The organism is Clostridium mobile (assembly GCF_018918285.1).
GTDB classification, from domain to species: domain Bacteria; phylum Bacillota; class Clostridia; order Clostridiales; family Clostridiaceae; genus Clostridium_AW; species Clostridium_AW mobile.
Map to the genome: position 1 here is coordinate 710,375 of NZ_JAHLQF010000001.1, position 16,574 is coordinate 726,948.

A 16,574-nucleotide genomic window follows, 5' to 3' on the forward strand; every position below is an offset into this window, starting at 1 on the left:
AAAGTGTTATTAAATAACTTTTAGCTTCAGTTGGAGTAAGTATTCCTTTTAAGCAAACTCCATCTGAAGCTAAGAATCACTTGATCTTTTATGATAGTTTTATATATCCATATTTTTAGAACTTTCCTTATTAACTCTCCACTTAAATATGAATTCATCAGAATCTTTTTTTAACAAATTTTCAAGTTCTTCTGAATGCCCCACGAAGGATGCTTTGCAGTTATTAGAAATATATTCAATGACTTCATCGATTATTTTCTCACCTTTAAATAAATCAACCTTATACTCATGTTTATCTGAAAAGACACATACTAATCCATTTGTCCTACCAGCTGGAATAATACCGTATACTTTTTTCTTTATAGTTTGTTTATACACCCACATTAACTCTTTAAGAGGAAGTGCGAATGTAATTTGCTGAGTTTCCACAACTATATAGTTTTCAGTTATAGTAATAGGGCCATTTTTATATGCATTGTCTGAATTAAGTTCATTATCAATCTTCTGACAGGCAACTTCAAGATTTCCATCAGAAAAATTCTTAAGACTCTTTAATGCTACAGTATTTTTCCTCATATAAACCATATACATAATTAAAATATAAACTATGAAACAAGCCGCAATCATGAAAAAGAATGAAGCTGAATTCATTGGACTTTCATATTGTAAATATTGAAAATATGGCGCTAATGGAAGCCCATCTGAAAGAGAGTTATTATCTATAATAGCTTCTTGTATAGTTTCTAATTCCATATCTTCAAATTCAATTAATGTTCCTTTTAATATAAAAGGCCCATTCTCTTGTTCTACAAACTTTTCATATTGCTTATTTGGAATGGCTATTGTTAATACATAAGTATCTAACTTCATAGCTACAAATCTTGATTTTACATCCTCTGATACTTTCACTCCCAATTTACTTGTTGTTTCTGTTATTACAACGTCTAGATCATAAAGCTCATCTGCTGAAATTTGTATATAACTATCATTATTAAGAGCTTCATCATACTCCTCTTTATTTTTGACCACCGTTGGATTGTTTGTGTTGTCATAATATGTATATATACTAATGCCCATGGATACTAAAGCAGCTACTGCACAAAGTGCTAGTGCCATAATTCTATAAGCCCATCTTTTTTTATAGGCCTTCATAAAGCTCGATTTTTTCATTTAAAAATCCTCCTCTTTGCATGTCTCTTTCGTCAACAGTTTCTATTATATGAATTTTTTACAAGTTTGTCCATATTTTTAATGTAAAATTAAATTTTATATTAATTTAAATTAACTTTGCAGTTTTATGTAAAACATTTCATTGTTACTTCTTAAATTTTAACTATATATAAAATTATGGTAAAATGAATTTAATACTTATAAAGGGGTGTTTCATATATGAAATATAACGAAGAGACGATAAAATATTATTTAAATAATATTTTAACCACACCAAGCCCTAGTGGATGTACTGAGAAAGTAATAGATTACATAAAAAAAGAGCTAGACATTATTGGAGTGCCTTATAGTCTAACTAACAAAGGTTGTCTTTTAATTACTATTCAAGGAAAAAACAATGAATATGGAAAAGTTTTTTCTGCTCATATAGATACTTTAGGTGCTATGGTAAAGAGTATAAAATCTAATGGCTCTCTATCCTTCAGTACCGTTGGTGGATACATGATGAATTCCGTGGAGGGAGAAAATTGTATAGTAGAAACATTAGAGGAAAAACAATATACTGGAACAATTCAAAGCATTAAACCTTCTGTTCATATAAGTGGTGATGCTCGTGAGCTTAAAAGAATTCCAGAAAACATGGAAGTTATATTAGATGAAAAGGTGTTTTCTAAAGAAGATACTAAAAAATTAGGTATAGAAGTAGGAGACTTTATATTTTTCGATACAAGAACTGTATTTACACCTAATGGTTTTGTAAAAAGCAGACATTTAGACGATAAAGCCAGTGCTGCCATATTATTATATACTATAAAATACTTGGTTGAAAATAAAATAGAACTTCCATATACAACAAGCTTTTTTATAACAAACTATGAAGAGGTTGGCCATGGTGCCTCTGCTGCTATTCCTGCCAACACTAAAGAGTTCATAGCTGTAGATATGGGAGCTCCAGGACTCGATCAAAACTCCTCTGAATATGCAGTATGTATTTGTGCAAAGGACTCCTCCGGTCCTTATGACTTAGATATTCGTAAAAAACTAGTGAAGCTATGCAATGATAATGACATCCCATACAAGGTGGATATATACCCTCATTATGGTTCAGACGCCTCTGCTGCTCTTAGAGCTGGATGGGATATTAAAACTGGACTTATTGGTACAGGAGTTTTCGCTTCCCATGGTTATGAAAGAACTCATATGGAAGGAATTTTAGCAACTTTAGATTTAATTATTAAATATTGTGAACTTCAATAGGTTTATTTTAAATAAATTTAGTAATTTCAACTCTAAGTTAAGGATAAAAATTTTAATTTATCCTTAACTATTATTTTTATCCTTTGGATGTATTTCACTCTTATCCTTCTCAAAAATACAATCAAAATATATCATTTTTTTATATTCTTCTAGAGGTTTGCCCGATTCATAAGATAAGTTAGGTATAAGTTTCTCTAGTTCACTCTTATCTATTTTATCTTCTAAATAATTTATAATAGCTTCTACCATGTCACTTCCCTTTTTAACCCCCTCTTCATAAAGATCTTCGGCACTTTTTTTAGTTTTTTCTTTTAGATTACAAGGGTGATTCCACTGAACATGGTTTTTATTTAAGTAATCATATTCATGTATAATCTTCTCAGGATTTAGAAGTATTTTAGCCTTATTTTTCTTGTTAATAACTATCTCTAATAATGATAGTAATATATTTTTTCCTAAATTTGTGTCCATTACAAATTTAAAGCTACTTTTCATATCCTTGTAGCAATATTGTAATAAGTAGTCTTTTATTTTCAAACTATACACTTCATATAAGGCAGAAGAGTAAGTTTCCTCAAGAACTCTTGGAACTTTTTTCCCTATATCTATTTCATTATGTATGGTTCCTTTGCTTTTATTTTTACCTCTGATATCCTCTAATTCTAGCATGCCAATTATATTCTCTAATTCTCTGTGATAGAAATCATACTTTCTTGTACCTACAGTATCTGGGTGATATATTCCCCCGAAGTAATATATAAATGGGTGCATAGTAGTATCCAAGGCATAATGGGTCACAAATCCTAATGTATAAGATAATAAACACTCAAAATCTTCTTTTGTTTTAGTTTCTTTTGCTTTATCTACAAAGTACATTATAAACTCTCTAGTTTTATCTGTATGCATTCTCTGTCCTAGTTTCTTAACTCTATTGTGTTTGCTAGGTATAAATATGCAGTAATATAAAAATATATCTGGACCTTGAGCTCCGTACTGATACATCTTATTATTTTGTTTAATTATATTTTTATATTTTACATCTTCTATATCACTAGAGACTTTACTAGCTCCTAATACATGTGTCCATGCTCCTGGCATAATATCTCCCCCTAAAGATTTAGCATTTTAATCCTAGGGTTCTCATTTGGGAAATTTATTATTCACCAAAAATTCCACCTGACGATGAACATCCTTGTTTTAAACTAATTGCTGGCGCACATCAAGTGATTCTTAGCTTCAGATGGAGTTTGCTTAAAAGGAATACTTACTCCAACTGAAGCTTATTAAGAGAGTTCTTAGAAGCTTTGCTTCTTAGAAATTCTTATCCTTTAGGGGAAGAACTTATCCAGAGACGTAGCATACGTAGAAGATTAGCGTATTACGGATGGTAGTCATCGGATAAAAAAATCCCAAAAGCAGAACTAGTCTACTTTTGGGGAAAGGTTTATTAACATTATGCTTTTTTAGTTTCATTAATTGATTTATTATTACTTATTTTCATTAAGAATAATCCATATATTATTATTGTTGCAATCACTCCAGCTATATTCCCTATAGGTATACTACCTATAGAAGAAGTGATACCAAATCCTTCTGGTGCAACTATAATATAAGATATACTTACTACGGTCATGAAAGCTGCTGGAATTGATGCCAGAAAATGAGGTTTTTTAATGTGATTAAGATACACTGCGGAAGCCCATAAAACAACTGTGGCCAATGATTGATTTGACCATGCAAAGTATCTCCAGATTATAGTGAAGTCAACTTTAGTTAATATAAATCCAATTACAAATAACGGTATACTTATAATTAATCTATTTTTTATCTTGTCTTGCTTATAATTTATAGAATCTGCTATAGTAAGCCTTGCACTTCTAAAGGCAGTATCTCCTGAGGTTACAGGACAAGCTACTACACCTAGTATCGCCAATGCTCCCCCTACTTTTCCTAATAAAGAATTGCATACGATGCTCACTACCCAAGCTGTATTACTTTTGTTTGCAACCATGGCTTCATTTAACTTTGCTACCCCGTCTGTTCCCCCTGGTCCTGCAAAGAAACTCATAGCTGCTGCTGCCCATATTAAAGCCACTATGCCTTCCGCAATCATAGAACCATAAAATATTGATCTACCTTGCTTTTCACTAGTTACACATCTAGCCATTAATGGTGACTGAGTTGAGTGAAATCCTGATATTGCACCACAAGCTATGGTAACGAAAAGTACAGGGAACAGTGGTGTGGTAGCCCCATTAACATGCATGTTTCTTAGGTTAGTTGGTGTTATTTCTGGTATAGGATATCCTTTTATAATAAGCATTCCTCCAACACCTAGGGCCATTATTAATAGGCATATACCAAATAGTGGATATATTTTACCTATTAATTTATCTATAGGAAGTAAAGTAGCTAATATATAATATGCAAAGATAACATAAAGCCAAAAGGTAACATTTAATTTTTCAGGTGTTAAACCTGCAAGTAATCCTGCTGGTCCAGTTACAAAAACCACACCAACTAATATTAATAGAACAACTGAGAAAACTCTCATAAACTGTCTAAATCCATTTCCTAAGTATTTTCCAACAATTTCTGGTATACTAGCACCATCATGTCTTATAGATAACATTCCAGAGAAATAATCATGAACTCCTCCAGCAAATATAGATCCAAATACTATCCATAGAAATGCTGCTGGACCAAACATAGCTCCAAGTATGGCTCCAAAAATAGGACCGAGTCCTGCTATGTTTAAAAATTGGATTAAAAATATCTTCCATGCTGGTAGCGGCACAAAGTCAACTCCATCCTCTAATCTTACTGCTGGAGTTTTTATATTTTCATCTGCCCCAAAGATTTTTTCAACAATTTTTCCATAAATAAAATAACCTAAAATAAGAGCAATAACAGAAATTATAAATGATACCATAAAACCATCCTCCCCAAATTTTATTAAGTAAAGCTTTTCAATACATTACTTATGGAAAATTATACTAAAACATCTTTCTATATTATACGAATTTTCTGTGAATAGCTATATCTTAAGGGTGAATAACCTATTTATCCCATTAAAGGTTATTTATATTAATTCAATTCTATGTAATAATGTTAAGTGAATTGAATTTAAGAGGTGTATCATATGTTATATATTCAACTGTTACAAAATATGTCTTTAATTGCTCTATCTTCTTATATATTTAATCAAATTGCTTTAAGTAAAAAACTTTTAATAAAAGATTCCAAATTAAATAAAATTATAATTATTATTTTTTTTAGTATATTATCAATTTTAGGAACTTACACAGGTATAGATGTTAATCCAAAAATAAATACTCCAAGCCTAAATTTTGCTTCAAAATATCCCTATGCATTAGCAAATACTAGACCTATAGGTGCCATTACTGCTGGATACATAGGAGGCCCTTTGGTTGGAATGATTGTTGGAACTATTGCGGGGCTTCAAAGATATTATATTGGTGGTTTTACCGCTCTTGCCTGTGGTGTAGCTACTGTAGTAGAAGGTTTGTGTGGTGGCATAGCTCATAGGCTATCTAAGAAGAAAGAGTTAGATCCTAAGCTAGGTTTTATAGTCGGAGTTATAGCTGAAGTTTTACAAATGATTATAATCTTAATTTTATCTAGGCCCTTTAAAGAAGCATTAGAATTAGAAAAAGTAATTGCCTTACCAATGATATTGATTAACTCTATTGGTGTAGTAATTTTTATTAATATAACCAACAATGCTGTAGAACAATACAATAGAATAGGTGCCTATCAAGCAGAAAAAGCCCTTCTTATCGCTGAAAAAACCTTAAATTATTTAAAGAAGGGAGTTAATAAAGAAACATCAGAAAAAGTATGTAAAATAATTTATGATAGTAGCAATTATGAAGGAGTTTTCGTAGCAAATTCTTCCGAAATATTAAGTTATCATGGAGAAGAATTAAATTTGGATAACCTAGATAGTTCATTAGAAAACTATTATAAATATCCTGATTATAAGCTTATTGTCTTAAAAGAAGATGATATGGAAAAAACTCTATTTTTTATACCAATTTTTTATCAAAATAAACTAGAAGCCATAATAGGTTTATATTTAAAATCATCAAAATATGCTGATGAGTATTTTATACAGTTTACAAAGCAATTAGGAAGGCTATTATCTACACAATTAAATATTTATAATTTAAATAAAGCTGTTGAAGAAGCCTATCGAGCTGAATACAAAGCTCTAAGAGCTCAAATTCATCCCCATTTCTTATTTAATGCACTAAATACTATATCTTCCTTTTGTAGAACTAATCCTAATAAGGCTAGAGAATTGATACTGGATCTATCAAATTATTTTAGAAGTACTTTAAATCGAGATGAGGAATTTCTAACACTAAAAGAAGAGATTGAATTTTTAAATTCCTATCTTTCTATAGAAAACGCGCGTTTTGGAGATAGACTAAAAGTTAATATAGATATACCTGCTAATCTTTTAGAATATAAAATACCAGTTTTTATACTTCAGCCCCTTATAGAAAATTCTATAAAACATGGAATTCTGCCTAAGCCTTCTGGTGGTAATATAGATGTTAGAGTAGTATGTAAAGAGGACAAGCTACGATTTTTAATAAAAGATGATGGTATAGGTATTGAAGAAAGTATTTTAAAAAATATTTTTAATAATTCCAGAATAGGATTATATAATGTAAATGAAAGGCTTAAACTCTTATATGGAGAAAATTATTGTCTTAATATTAAAAGTGCTATAAGCGAAGGAACAGAGGTAAGCTTTGTAATTCCTAAGGAGGTACGATTAAATTGAGCATGAATTGTATAATAATTGAAGATGAAATACCTGCGGCTGACGAACTGAAACATATATTAGGAAATTTTGATTTTATTCATGTAATAGGAATGGGTCATGATGGTGAAAAAGGACTCCAATTAATAAAGTCTAAAAATCCTGATGTGGTGTTTTTAGATATAAATATCCCCCTTAAAAATGGTATGGACTTGGCAAAAGAAATTAAAAATTTTAATAAAAACATAGAAATAATCTTTGTCACTGCCTATGAAGAATATGCTTTAAATGCTTTTGAAGTAGCTGCATTGGATTATATTTTAAAACCTTATGATGACAAGAGAATAATATCTACAGTAAATAGATTACATAAGTCCTTTATCAATAAAAGTATAAATGAACAAATACCTAATGTAGTAAATGAAGTTATGAAAAGAATTGAAATAAAAAAAACTCAAATAACCGAAAAACTCCCTTGTGAAAAATCCGGGAAAATAGTTTTGTTAAATATTGATGATATTTATTTTTGTTATGCTGAAAATGAAAAAGTATATATTAAAAGCAAAAATACTACCTATTTAACTAACTATACCATGAATAGGTTGCAGAAAAAAACAAAGCTTTTTAGAGCTCATAGAAGCTATTTGGTTAATTTAAATAATGTAAAAGAATTATATTCTTGGTTTAATGGTACTTATAAATTAGTCATGGATGACGATGAAAAATCTGAGATTCCTATAAGCAGAAAAAATGTAAGATGCCTAAAAGAGATACTTGATATATAAAAACCCCGATTTCTCGGGGTTTTTTATTATCTCTTCACATAAGTTGTATGAAGTAATTCATGGGCTTTTTCACCATAAGGCTTTCCAAGGTATTCATCATATAATTGTTTTATAAATGGATTTTCATGGGATTTTCTTAAAACTTTATTAGAATCTTCCTCATATAAAGCTTCCATTCTTTTTTCAATTATACCGTTATTTTCGTGTAGATATGGTTGACCGCCACCATCTATACATCCACCTGGACATGCCATAATTTCTATCATATGATAAGAAGCTTTTCCAGCTCTTATATCTTCTAATAATTTACGAGCATTTCCAAGACCACTTGCTACAGCAACATTTATGTCCATATCATTTATTTTTATGCTTGCTTCTTTTATTCCCTTTAGTCCACGTACCTGATTAAAGTTAACGTCTTTTAATTCTTCATTTGTCATCCATTCATAAGTAGTACGTAATGCAGCTTCCAAAACTCCACCTGTGGTACCAAAGATAATTCCAGCACCTGTTGATTCTCCTAATGGATTGTCAAATCCCTCATCCTCTAATGATGTAAAGTCAATTCCTGCTTCTTTTATCATTTTAGCTAATTCTCTTGTACTTATTACTATATCAACATCTGGAACTCCATTATTGCTCATTTCAGGTCTTGCCGCTTCATATTTCTTAGCAAGGCAAGGCATTATTGAAACAACAACAAGATTTTTAGGATCTACTCCCATTTTTTCAGCTAAATAAGTTTTAGCTACGGCACCAAACATCTGTTGTGGTGACTTACAGGTTGATGGTATATCTAAAAGGTCATTGAACTGATGCTCAAAGAACTTAATCCATCCTGGACAACAACTTGTAAGTATAGGTAATTTTCCACCATGTTCAATTCTGTGTAATAACTCACTTGCTTCTTCAATTATTGTTAAGTCTGCTGCAAAGTCTGTATCAAAAATCCTTTGAAATCCTAATGCACGAAGAGCTGCAACCATTTTACCTGTAACAACAGTTCCAGGTTCTAGCCCAAACTCTTCTCCAAGAGCTGCCCTTATAGCTGGAGCTGTTTGAACAATAACTATTTTGTCATCATCATTTAAAGCATCCCAAACTTTAGAAACATTATTAACTTCAGTTAATGCTCCAGTTGGACATACTGCAACACATTGTCCGCAGAAAGTACAACTAGTTTCTAACATTGGGTCAGCGAAGGCAGGAGCTATTACTGTTTCAAATCCCCTTCCTACAGCAGATAATACTCCAACAGTTTGAACATCATTACACATAGTTACACATCTTCTACAAAGGATACATTTGTCTAAATCTCTAATAATAGAATAGGATGAACTATCTTTAGGGAATTTTGACATTTCCCCGCTATATTTTATAGACTTTATACCTAGGTCAGCAGTAAGTCTTTGAAGATCACACTCTGTATTTTTCTCACATAGTAAGCATTCTTGTGGATGATCTGATAATAACAGTTCCACCATCATTCTACGGGCCTTAATTGCCTTTATAGAGTTTGTCTTAACCTCCATGTGATCAGTTACAGGAGTACAACACGCTGGAGCAAGATTTTTTCTTCCCTCAACTTCTACAACACAAACTCTACATGAACCTGGTTTGTTTTCAGTTTTTCTATCATGAAGTTTTAAGTGACAAAGAGTAGGTATATTTATGTTTAACTTTTTAGCAGCATCTAATATAGTTGAACCTTCCTCTACTTGAATTGTTTTGTTATTTATTGTAAGAGTTACTAAACTCAAAGTGTACACCTCTTTCTATATATATTATTTCTTTATTATAGCTCCTACAGGACAAGCAGTATAACAGCTTCCACATTTTATACATTTATCTTGTAGGATGAAATGTTTTTCTTTTACCTTTCCAGTAATACAGGAAACAGGACATACTCTAGCACACTTTGTACAACCTATACATTTGTCTAAAATCTCATAACGTAATAATCCATTACATACACCTGCTGGACAGCGCTTCTCTCTAACATGAGCAATATATTCATCCTTAAAATATTTCATAGTGCTTAGAATAGGATTTGGTGCAGTTTGACCAAGACCACATAGGGAAGTTTCTTTTATTAACTCACCTAATTCCTCAAGCTTAACTAAGTCCTCTTCTGTACCATTACCTTCTGTTATTCTTGTTAAAATTTCTAGTAAACGCTTGTTACCAATTCTACATGGAGTACATTTACCGCAGGATTCATCTACAGTGAATTCAAGATAGAATTTTGCTATGTCAACCATACAGTTGTCTTCATCCATAACAATCATACCACCAGAACCCATCATTGATCCTATAGAATTTAATGATTCATAATCTATTTTAGTATCTAGATATTGAGTTGGAATACATCCCCCTGATGGTCCACCAGTTTGAACAGCTTTAAATTTACGGCCATTCTTTATTCCACCGCCAATATCATAGATTATTTCTCTTAAAGTCGTACCCATAGGAACTTCCACAAGACCAACATTATTAACCTTTCCCGCAAGAGCAAATACCTTTGTTCCTCTTGAAGTCTCTGTTCCTATAGACTTAAACCAATCAGCACCTTTGTTTATAATAGCAGGAACCATAGCTAAAGTTTCAACGTTGTTTACAGAGGTTGGTTTATTCCATAATCCACATTCAGCTGGGAATGGTGGTTTATTTGTAGGCTCTCCACGCTCTCCTTCTATTGATTGGATTAGAGCAGTTTCTTCACCACATACAAACGCTCCAGCACCGTATTTAATATGGATATCAAAATTAAAGCCTGTTCCTAATATATCTTCACCAAGTAATCCATATTCATGCGCTTCTTCTATAGCCTTATAAAGTCTATCTATAGCTAAAGGGTATTCAGCTCTAATATAGATATTTCCTTCATCCGCACCAATTGCATATCCTGCAATTGCCATAGCTTCTAAAACACTATGTGGATCTCCTTCAAGTATTGAACGATCCATGAAAGCACCTGGATCTCCTTCGTCAGCATTACAAATTATATATTTTTTATCACTTTCATATTGTTTAGCAAATGCCCACTTTCTTCCTGTAGGGAATCCACCGCCTCCTCTACCTCTAAGTCCTGATTCACTAATTAAATTAATAACTTCCTCAGAAGTTAATCCAGATAGACATTTTCCTAAAGCCATATATGCATCTTCAGCTATAGCTTCTTTAAGATCCTCTGGGTTTATCAAACCGCAGTTTCTCAATGCTATTCTTTCTTGTTTTTTATAAAAACCCATTTCATCTTGTCTCTTAACTCTCATTTGAAGAGTCGGTTCTATATATAAAAGTCTTTCAACTATTTTTCCCTTTAATAAATGACTTTCTACTATTTCATCTACATCATCTGTTTTTACTCTTACGTAGAAAGCATTGTCAGGGCAAACATTGATGATTGGACCTTGTTCACAGAAGCCAAAGCAACCAGTAATAAGCACTTCTACTTCATCTTTTAATCCAACTTCCTCTACTTTTGCCTTTAACTTATTTACAATTTCATAACTTTCGGCAGACTTACATCCGGTACCACCGCAAACTAACAATTGACGTTTACATCTTTTATTTTCTGCTGCCAATTCAGCTTCATGAGATACTTCTCTTAATGTAACAAGTTTTTTTAATTCTTTATTAAGAGCTCTAAGTTCTTCAAAGGATTTAATTTTAGCCAATGGTTACTCCCCCTTATTCCTTATAATCTTCTAATAATTTTCCTACTTGATCTTTAGTTACATGCCCATATACTTTATCATTTATTGTTACTACAGGAGCTAGTCCACATGCACCTACACATCTTAAAGCATCTAAAGTAAACATTCCGTCTGCTGTAGTTTCTCCAGTTTTTAATTCAAGTTTATTTTCAAATTCATGTAAAACATCTCCTGCTCCCCTAACGAAACAAGCTGTGCCCATACATACACTAATTACATACTTACCCTTTGGTTCTGTGTTGAAATAAGAATAGAATGTAACAACCCCATAAACCTTAGAAACAGGTACATTTAACTTTTCAGCGATAAAATTTTGAACCTCTCTTGGAAGATATCCAAAAATCTTTTGAGCTCTGTGTAATACAGCTATTAAAGCATCTTCCTTATTTCTTAAACCATCGATAAAACTATTCAACTCATTTATTTTTGCGTTCCAAACTTCATTCTTGCAGCACACTAAAAAAGACCTCCTTCGATATTGTTATAATTTTAACTAATTATAGTATAACAGAGAACCTAAAACCATTATAACAGAAACTACACAATAAAATAAACACATTTTTAAAAAACTTTTAAAATTTCTGAAATATATTGAATATAAAATTTACTCTTTTATTATACTTCATAATCAACTATTATAGTAATATAATATAATTGGTCCCATTACTATAATTTACGAATTTATTTATACAAAGGAGATGATTCTTTTGAATCCAATAGCATTTACTATATTTGGACTGCCTATTATGTGGTATGGTGTTTTAATTTCACTTGGTGTGCTATCAGCATTATTGTTAAGTAACTATACATGTAAGATGAAAAATTTAAATTTTGATATTTTATTTGATACATTTTTTATATCCTTCCCTATGGCAATTATAGGGGCAAGGTTATACTATGTCATATTTAGTTTTGAAGATTATGCAGATAATCTTTGGAGTATTTTTAACACTCGAGGGGGAGGATTAGCTATACATGGGGGTTTAATCTTCGGACTCACTACTGCATTCTTTTATCTAAGAAAAAAGAAACAGAACTTTCTTGAATATGCAGACGTATCTGTTCCTGGAATTATATTAGCCCAGGCCATTGGAAGATGGGGGAACTTTTTTAATAGAGAAGCTCACGGGGGAGAAGTTACATTAGAATTTATAAGTAAATTTCCTGAATTCATTCAAAGAGGTATGTATATAGAGGGAACTTACTATCATCCTACCTTCCTATATGAATCAATTTGGAATGTATTAGTCTGTGTTACTCTAATAATTTTATTGAAAAGAAGTAAACAACCAGGCACAGTTCTGTTTGCATATATAGGACTTTATTCTCTAGGCAGATTCTTTATAGAGGGGTTAAGGACAGATAGCTTAATGTTTGGCCCTATTAGAATGGCTCAATTTGTAAGCTTGATTGGGATTTTATCAAGTATAATATTCTTGATTTATATTTATAGAAGAAAAAAGAGTTTGTAAAAACTTATAATTTGAAAATACATTTGTAAAACATAAAGGAACTGAGCTATGTAGTGGGAGGAGCGCCTTTTTTCGAAGCGACGTCACTATATAGCTCAGTTCCTCTTTTGAGTACCTAATTATCCTTGTAAAAATTTATAATTGTGACACTAATTTATGGTTACAGCAAATAAAAAAGGCTCATTTGGCGCACTTACTTGCTCATAAACAAATCTTTTCTCTTTAACCCATTTGCTTTAATAGACTGTCTCCATCCCATTTCGACGACAAGTTTATACAAAACTCTTGGGAAATTTGCTGTAATAAATATACTTTCTTCTGAAGCACCTTTTAATATATTATTTGCAAGTTGTTTCAATGCTTTCTCTAAGTTCTTCTTAGGCCCATGACCAATTGCAACACTTTTCAACGATGGGAGCATTCCGCCTGCCCCAATTCCAATACCTTGTCCCCGCTTAAGCCCTGATTTTGCACACCAATTCTCCATCATTTCAATTGCCAATTTATTCTGATGACCTTCATGAAATCCACAATTCACCAAAGAATAGACTATAACATCTTTTTCCTTCATGTTTGCAAAAATCATTTCTAATTGAATTAGGCAATTTAGCAAATGAGATGGGATCCCGTCTACATACAGAGGAAATGCAAATACCAAAGCATTGTATTCCGTCAGTTTCTCCATTTCTTTTGTACTCAATTGCGGTTTTCTAAAGCAATATTCTGAAATTATATTACTATCCTGATCTAAAAAAGCTTTTAATTCTTGCAAGATACATCCAGAAGCACTATCTTTAATTTTAGGACTTCCGTTGATAAAAGCTATTTTCATAATACCTGGCCCTCCATTTCCTCAATACTATGAATAAATGCAACTCTACGAACATTGCAATCGAAATTAATAGAATTTGCCTTTACCAACTTTTCAGCAGTTTGTTTTTCTTTTTCTGTTATATTTTCACCGTAAAACCATACCTGCATGTCTATATGATTTTCGTATCGCCTCCGGTGATGCATTTCTCCATTTCTTATTGTAAAATAAGGATGTATATAGGAAATACTTCTATCTAACACATTTTTCACAAATGGGCTAAATCCTCCATAACAACATTTGCTTATAATAATAAGCTCCTTACATTTTGATGCATATTCTCCCATATCCCTATATTGGTCCTGTATTACACAAGTTGCAGGTGTCTTTACCCAACATCCAAAGCATCCTATGCAATGCTGTATGGTTCCGTCGTCTGAAATAATCATAGCTTCATCTAATGAATTAGGAAGTAATTTTTGAAAATCACTAATTTCTAAATCATGTATGAATAATTTCATTTCTCACCACCCCTTTCAAACATAATAGTAACTTATTAGATTTACCCCCAATTCCCATGATAAGGATAATCTTTACTTCGTATTTTTTTACTATAATGTATTAACTGTTCTTTTATTATATAATTAATATCTCTAAATCACTACCATAGTTTTCATATATTTACCAAATAAATATATGTTATCTTTCCCCTATAACGAAAACCCCCTTAAAAGGGGGTTCACGTCAAATCTATTATCTATTTTAAATTAAGATTGTTTTTCATTCAAAACAGACGCTGATGATATTATATACCACCGCTTCTTCTGTCTTGAATGAAACTATTAAATTTTTAAAATGCTTTAACCATACCACCATCCAACAATACAGTTTGTCCTGTTAGATATGTGTTAGCTTCAGAGCATAGGAAAGCAGCCAGTCTTCCATATTCATCAGTAGTACCATATCTTCCTAGAGGAATATCTTTACTTGTATTTTCTTGAAGTTGTTCTATTGTAATACCTGCATTTTCAGATCTAATCTTGTCTAAATGAGCAATTCTATCTGTACCTATTCTTCCTGGTCCAATTACATTTACAAGTATGTTATCTTTTCCAAGTTCCTGCGATAAAGTCTTTGATAATCCAACTACTCCCATACGGAATGTATTTGACAAAATCAAATTATCCAATACCGCTTTCACAGATGAAGAAGTAGAGTTTAAAATTCTACCGCATTTGTTAGCCCTCATATATGGCAATACTTCCCTGATGGTTCTGATATATGATAAAAGAGTTAACTCATAAGCATTTTGCCAAGCTTCATCATCAAAACTATCAAATGTTCCTGCTGGAGGACCTCCTGTGTTATTTACAAGTGCATATATTGAACCATATTTGTCTATTGTATTTTTTGTTAATCTTTTAATGTCGTCATATTTAGTAATATCACCCACTGTATAAGATGGCTCAATTCCAGTAGCTGCTTTGATATCTGCTTGAGCAACTTTTAACTTATCTTCAAAAGGACTAAAAAGCATTACGTTAGCTTGCTCTCTAGCAAATTCCATTGCTATGGCTTTACCTAATCCAGCACTTGAAGCCATTACAATTGCTGTTTTGTTCTTTAATCCTAAGTCCATTATCATTCCCCTCCATTGTTTTTATAATTTTTTATCAATAACTGGATTAACTAATTTCTCAAATCCATCAATCCAACACTCAATAACATCACCATGATTAATGTGAACAGCTCTAGGTGTACCAGTTGAAATAATATCACCTGGGAGCATTTTCATAACTTTTGAGTGAAATGAAACTAAATAATCTGGTGGGAAAGTCATATTGCTTACAGTATTTTGTGCTATCATTTTTCCATTTAATACAGTAGCTACTTTTAGTTTTAAAACGTCTTCAACCTCATCAGGAGTAATCAATTGTGGTCCAAAACTAAAGAAGGTTTCAAAGCTTTTAGAACGTGTCAAATATCTAGGATTTTTTCTTAAAATATCTTCTGCTGTCATATCAATTATTGTTGTAAAACCTGCAATAACGCTAGTCCAATCTTCTCTCTCAACGTTTTCACATTCCTTACCAAAAATCACTGCCAATTCTGCTTCTCCAGTGGTTTTTTCAGATTGAAGAGGTATTTTTATTTTATCTTCATGTCCAATAATAGTTGTATCAGGTTTAAAAAAGCTAGCAGGTTCTGTATTAGGGGCTTTCTCAGCTAAATCAGATGCATGTTCTACATAATTAAGTCCTATACCGAAAATTTTTCTTGGCTGACGATATAATGGAGCAAATTTAGCTTTCTCAAAAGGAATAACCTCTTCCTTCAACTTCTCTAATTCTTCTTTACCACCAGCACGATACCAATTGTTTATCTCTTCAAGTTGGCCAGATTTAATAATTTCAAGGGTATCAGTATTCCAATTCTTGTTGAATTTTTCATTTACTGAACCTACAGGTACAACACCCTTGGAAGTTATAATACCCGATACTTCCAAGCCATATAATTTTATTGTTGATAATCTCATATTATATTCCTCCCTTATACTTGAAAACT

Annotated in this window: 14 protein-coding genes; 4 read left to right on the plus strand and 10 right to left on the minus strand. The window is 31.8% G+C overall.

Annotation, left to right across the window (positions count from 1 at the left end; genetic code table 11):
• Positions 1-99: 99 nt before the first annotated feature.
• Complete coding sequence (locus KQI86_RS03520; protein ID WP_216437766.1) at positions 100-1,170, minus strand: DUF6709 family protein; 1,071 nt, start codon at positions 1,168-1,170, stop codon at positions 100-102.
• A 219-nt stretch (positions 1,171-1,389) separates the two neighbouring features.
• On the opposite strand from KQI86_RS03520, the gene KQI86_RS03525 reads away from it, so the two are divergent.
• Positions 1,390-2,427, plus strand: coding sequence for a M42 family metallopeptidase (locus KQI86_RS03525; RefSeq protein WP_216437767.1), 1,038 nt, complete (start codon positions 1,390-1,392; stop codon positions 2,425-2,427).
• A gap of 63 nt (positions 2,428-2,490) precedes the next feature.
• Here the strand turns inward: KQI86_RS03525 and KQI86_RS03530 are convergent, their stop codons facing one another.
• Entirely contained in the window at positions 2,491-3,525 is a 1,035-nt protein-coding gene (locus KQI86_RS03530) for a zinc dependent phospholipase C family protein (RefSeq protein WP_216437768.1), read from the minus strand.
• Positions 3,526-3,880: 355 nt separating this feature from the next.
• Entirely contained in the window at positions 3,881-5,359 is a 1,479-nt protein-coding gene (locus KQI86_RS03535) for a carbon starvation CstA family protein (RefSeq protein ID WP_216437769.1), read from the minus strand.
• A 210-nt stretch (positions 5,360-5,569) separates the two neighbouring features.
• On the opposite strand from KQI86_RS03535, the gene KQI86_RS03540 reads away from it, so the two are divergent.
• Both KQI86_RS03540 and KQI86_RS03545 read left to right on the plus strand, forming a co-directional pair.
• Positions 5,570-7,243: a LytS/YhcK type 5TM receptor domain-containing protein gene (locus tag KQI86_RS03540; protein WP_216437770.1), complete on the plus strand. Its 1,674-nt coding sequence runs from the start codon at positions 5,570-5,572 to the stop codon at positions 7,241-7,243.
• A 2-nt stretch (positions 7,244-7,245) separates the two neighbouring features.
• Positions 7,246-8,007: a LytR/AlgR family response regulator transcription factor gene (locus KQI86_RS03545; RefSeq protein ID WP_216438319.1), complete on the plus strand. Its 762-nt coding sequence runs from the start codon at positions 7,246-7,248 to the stop codon at positions 8,005-8,007.
• 26 nt (positions 8,008-8,033) lie between these two features.
• Here the strand turns inward: KQI86_RS03545 and KQI86_RS03550 are convergent, their stop codons facing one another.
• Genes KQI86_RS03550 through nuoE form a run of 3 tightly spaced genes read right to left on the minus strand, consistent with a single transcriptional unit; the run spans position 8,034 to position 12,183 of the window.
• On the minus strand, positions 8,034-9,767 hold the full coding sequence (locus tag KQI86_RS03550; protein WP_216437771.1) for an NADH-dependent [FeFe] hydrogenase, group A6: 1,734 nt from the start codon (positions 9,765-9,767) through the stop codon (positions 8,034-8,036).
• A 24-nt stretch (positions 9,768-9,791) separates the two neighbouring features.
• The gene (gene nuoF, locus KQI86_RS03555) at positions 9,792-11,687 is read right to left on the minus strand and encodes an NADH-quinone oxidoreductase subunit NuoF (RefSeq protein ID WP_216437772.1); all 1,896 of its coding nucleotides are present in this window, start codon (positions 11,685-11,687) and stop codon (positions 9,792-9,794) included.
• 13 nt (positions 11,688-11,700) lie between these two features.
• A complete protein-coding gene (gene nuoE / locus KQI86_RS03560; RefSeq protein WP_216437773.1) occupies positions 11,701-12,183 on the minus strand; it encodes an NADH-quinone oxidoreductase subunit NuoE in 483 nt (160 codons plus the stop codon).
• A gap of 250 nt (positions 12,184-12,433) precedes the next feature.
• Here nuoE and lgt point away from each other — a divergent pair, with 250 nt between their 5' ends.
• Entirely contained in the window at positions 12,434-13,198 is a 765-nt protein-coding gene (gene lgt, locus KQI86_RS03565; RefSeq protein ID WP_216437774.1) for a prolipoprotein diacylglyceryl transferase, read from the plus strand.
• 193 nt (positions 13,199-13,391) lie between these two features.
• On the opposite strand, the gene KQI86_RS03570 is transcribed toward lgt, so the two are convergent.
• The 4 genes from KQI86_RS03570 to KQI86_RS03585 form a co-directional block, all read right to left on the minus strand.
• Positions 13,392-14,030: an NAD(P)H-dependent oxidoreductase gene (locus KQI86_RS03570; protein WP_216437775.1), complete on the minus strand. Its 639-nt coding sequence runs from the start codon at positions 14,028-14,030 to the stop codon at positions 13,392-13,394.
• The gene (locus KQI86_RS03575; protein WP_216437776.1) at positions 14,027-14,530 is read right to left on the minus strand and encodes a flavodoxin family protein; all 504 of its coding nucleotides are present in this window, start codon (positions 14,528-14,530) and stop codon (positions 14,027-14,029) included. The genes KQI86_RS03570 and KQI86_RS03575 overlap by 4 nt, the downstream gene beginning before the upstream one ends.
• A gap of 329 nt (positions 14,531-14,859) precedes the next feature.
• Positions 14,860-15,648, minus strand: coding sequence for an SDR family oxidoreductase (locus KQI86_RS03580; protein WP_216437777.1), 789 nt, complete (start codon positions 15,646-15,648; stop codon positions 14,860-14,862).
• Between the two features lie 21 nt (positions 15,649-15,669).
• Positions 15,670-16,545 (minus strand): fumarylacetoacetate hydrolase family protein, encoded by an 876-nt coding sequence (locus KQI86_RS03585; protein ID WP_216437778.1) that lies wholly within the window; start codon positions 16,543-16,545, stop codon positions 15,670-15,672.
• Positions 16,546-16,574 lie beyond the last annotated feature (29 nt).

What these genes read in the sequence shown, in the direction of transcription:
- KQI86_RS03520 (WP_216437766.1), bottom strand. Translation starts at nt 1,170, where the DNA reads ATGAAAAAATCGAGCTTTATGAAGGCCTATAAAAAAAGATGGGCTTAT.
- KQI86_RS03525 (WP_216437767.1), top strand. Translation starts at nt 1,390, where the DNA reads ATGAAATATAACGAAGAGACGATAAAATATTATTTAAATAATATTTTA.
- KQI86_RS03530 (WP_216437768.1), bottom strand. Translation starts at nt 3,525, where the DNA reads ATGCCAGGAGCATGGACACATGTATTAGGAGCTAGTAAAGTCTCTAGT.
- KQI86_RS03535 (WP_216437769.1), bottom strand. Translation starts at nt 5,359, where the DNA reads ATGGTATCATTTATAATTTCTGTTATTGCTCTTATTTTAGGTTATTTT.
- KQI86_RS03540 (WP_216437770.1), top strand. Translation starts at nt 5,570, where the DNA reads ATGTTATATATTCAACTGTTACAAAATATGTCTTTAATTGCTCTATCT.
- KQI86_RS03545 (WP_216438319.1), top strand. Translation starts at nt 7,246, where the DNA reads ATGAATTGTATAATAATTGAAGATGAAATACCTGCGGCTGACGAACTG.
- KQI86_RS03570 (WP_216437775.1), bottom strand. Translation starts at nt 14,030, where the DNA reads ATGAAAATAGCTTTTATCAACGGAAGTCCTAAAATTAAAGATAGTGCT.
- KQI86_RS03575 (WP_216437776.1), bottom strand. Translation starts at nt 14,530, where the DNA reads ATGAAATTATTCATACATGATTTAGAAATTAGTGATTTTCAAAAATTA.
- KQI86_RS03580 (WP_216437777.1), bottom strand. Translation starts at nt 15,648, where the DNA reads ATGGACTTAGGATTAAAGAACAAAACAGCAATTGTAATGGCTTCAAGT.
- KQI86_RS03585 (WP_216437778.1), bottom strand. Translation starts at nt 16,545, where the DNA reads ATGAGATTATCAACAATAAAATTATATGGCTTGGAAGTATCGGGTATT.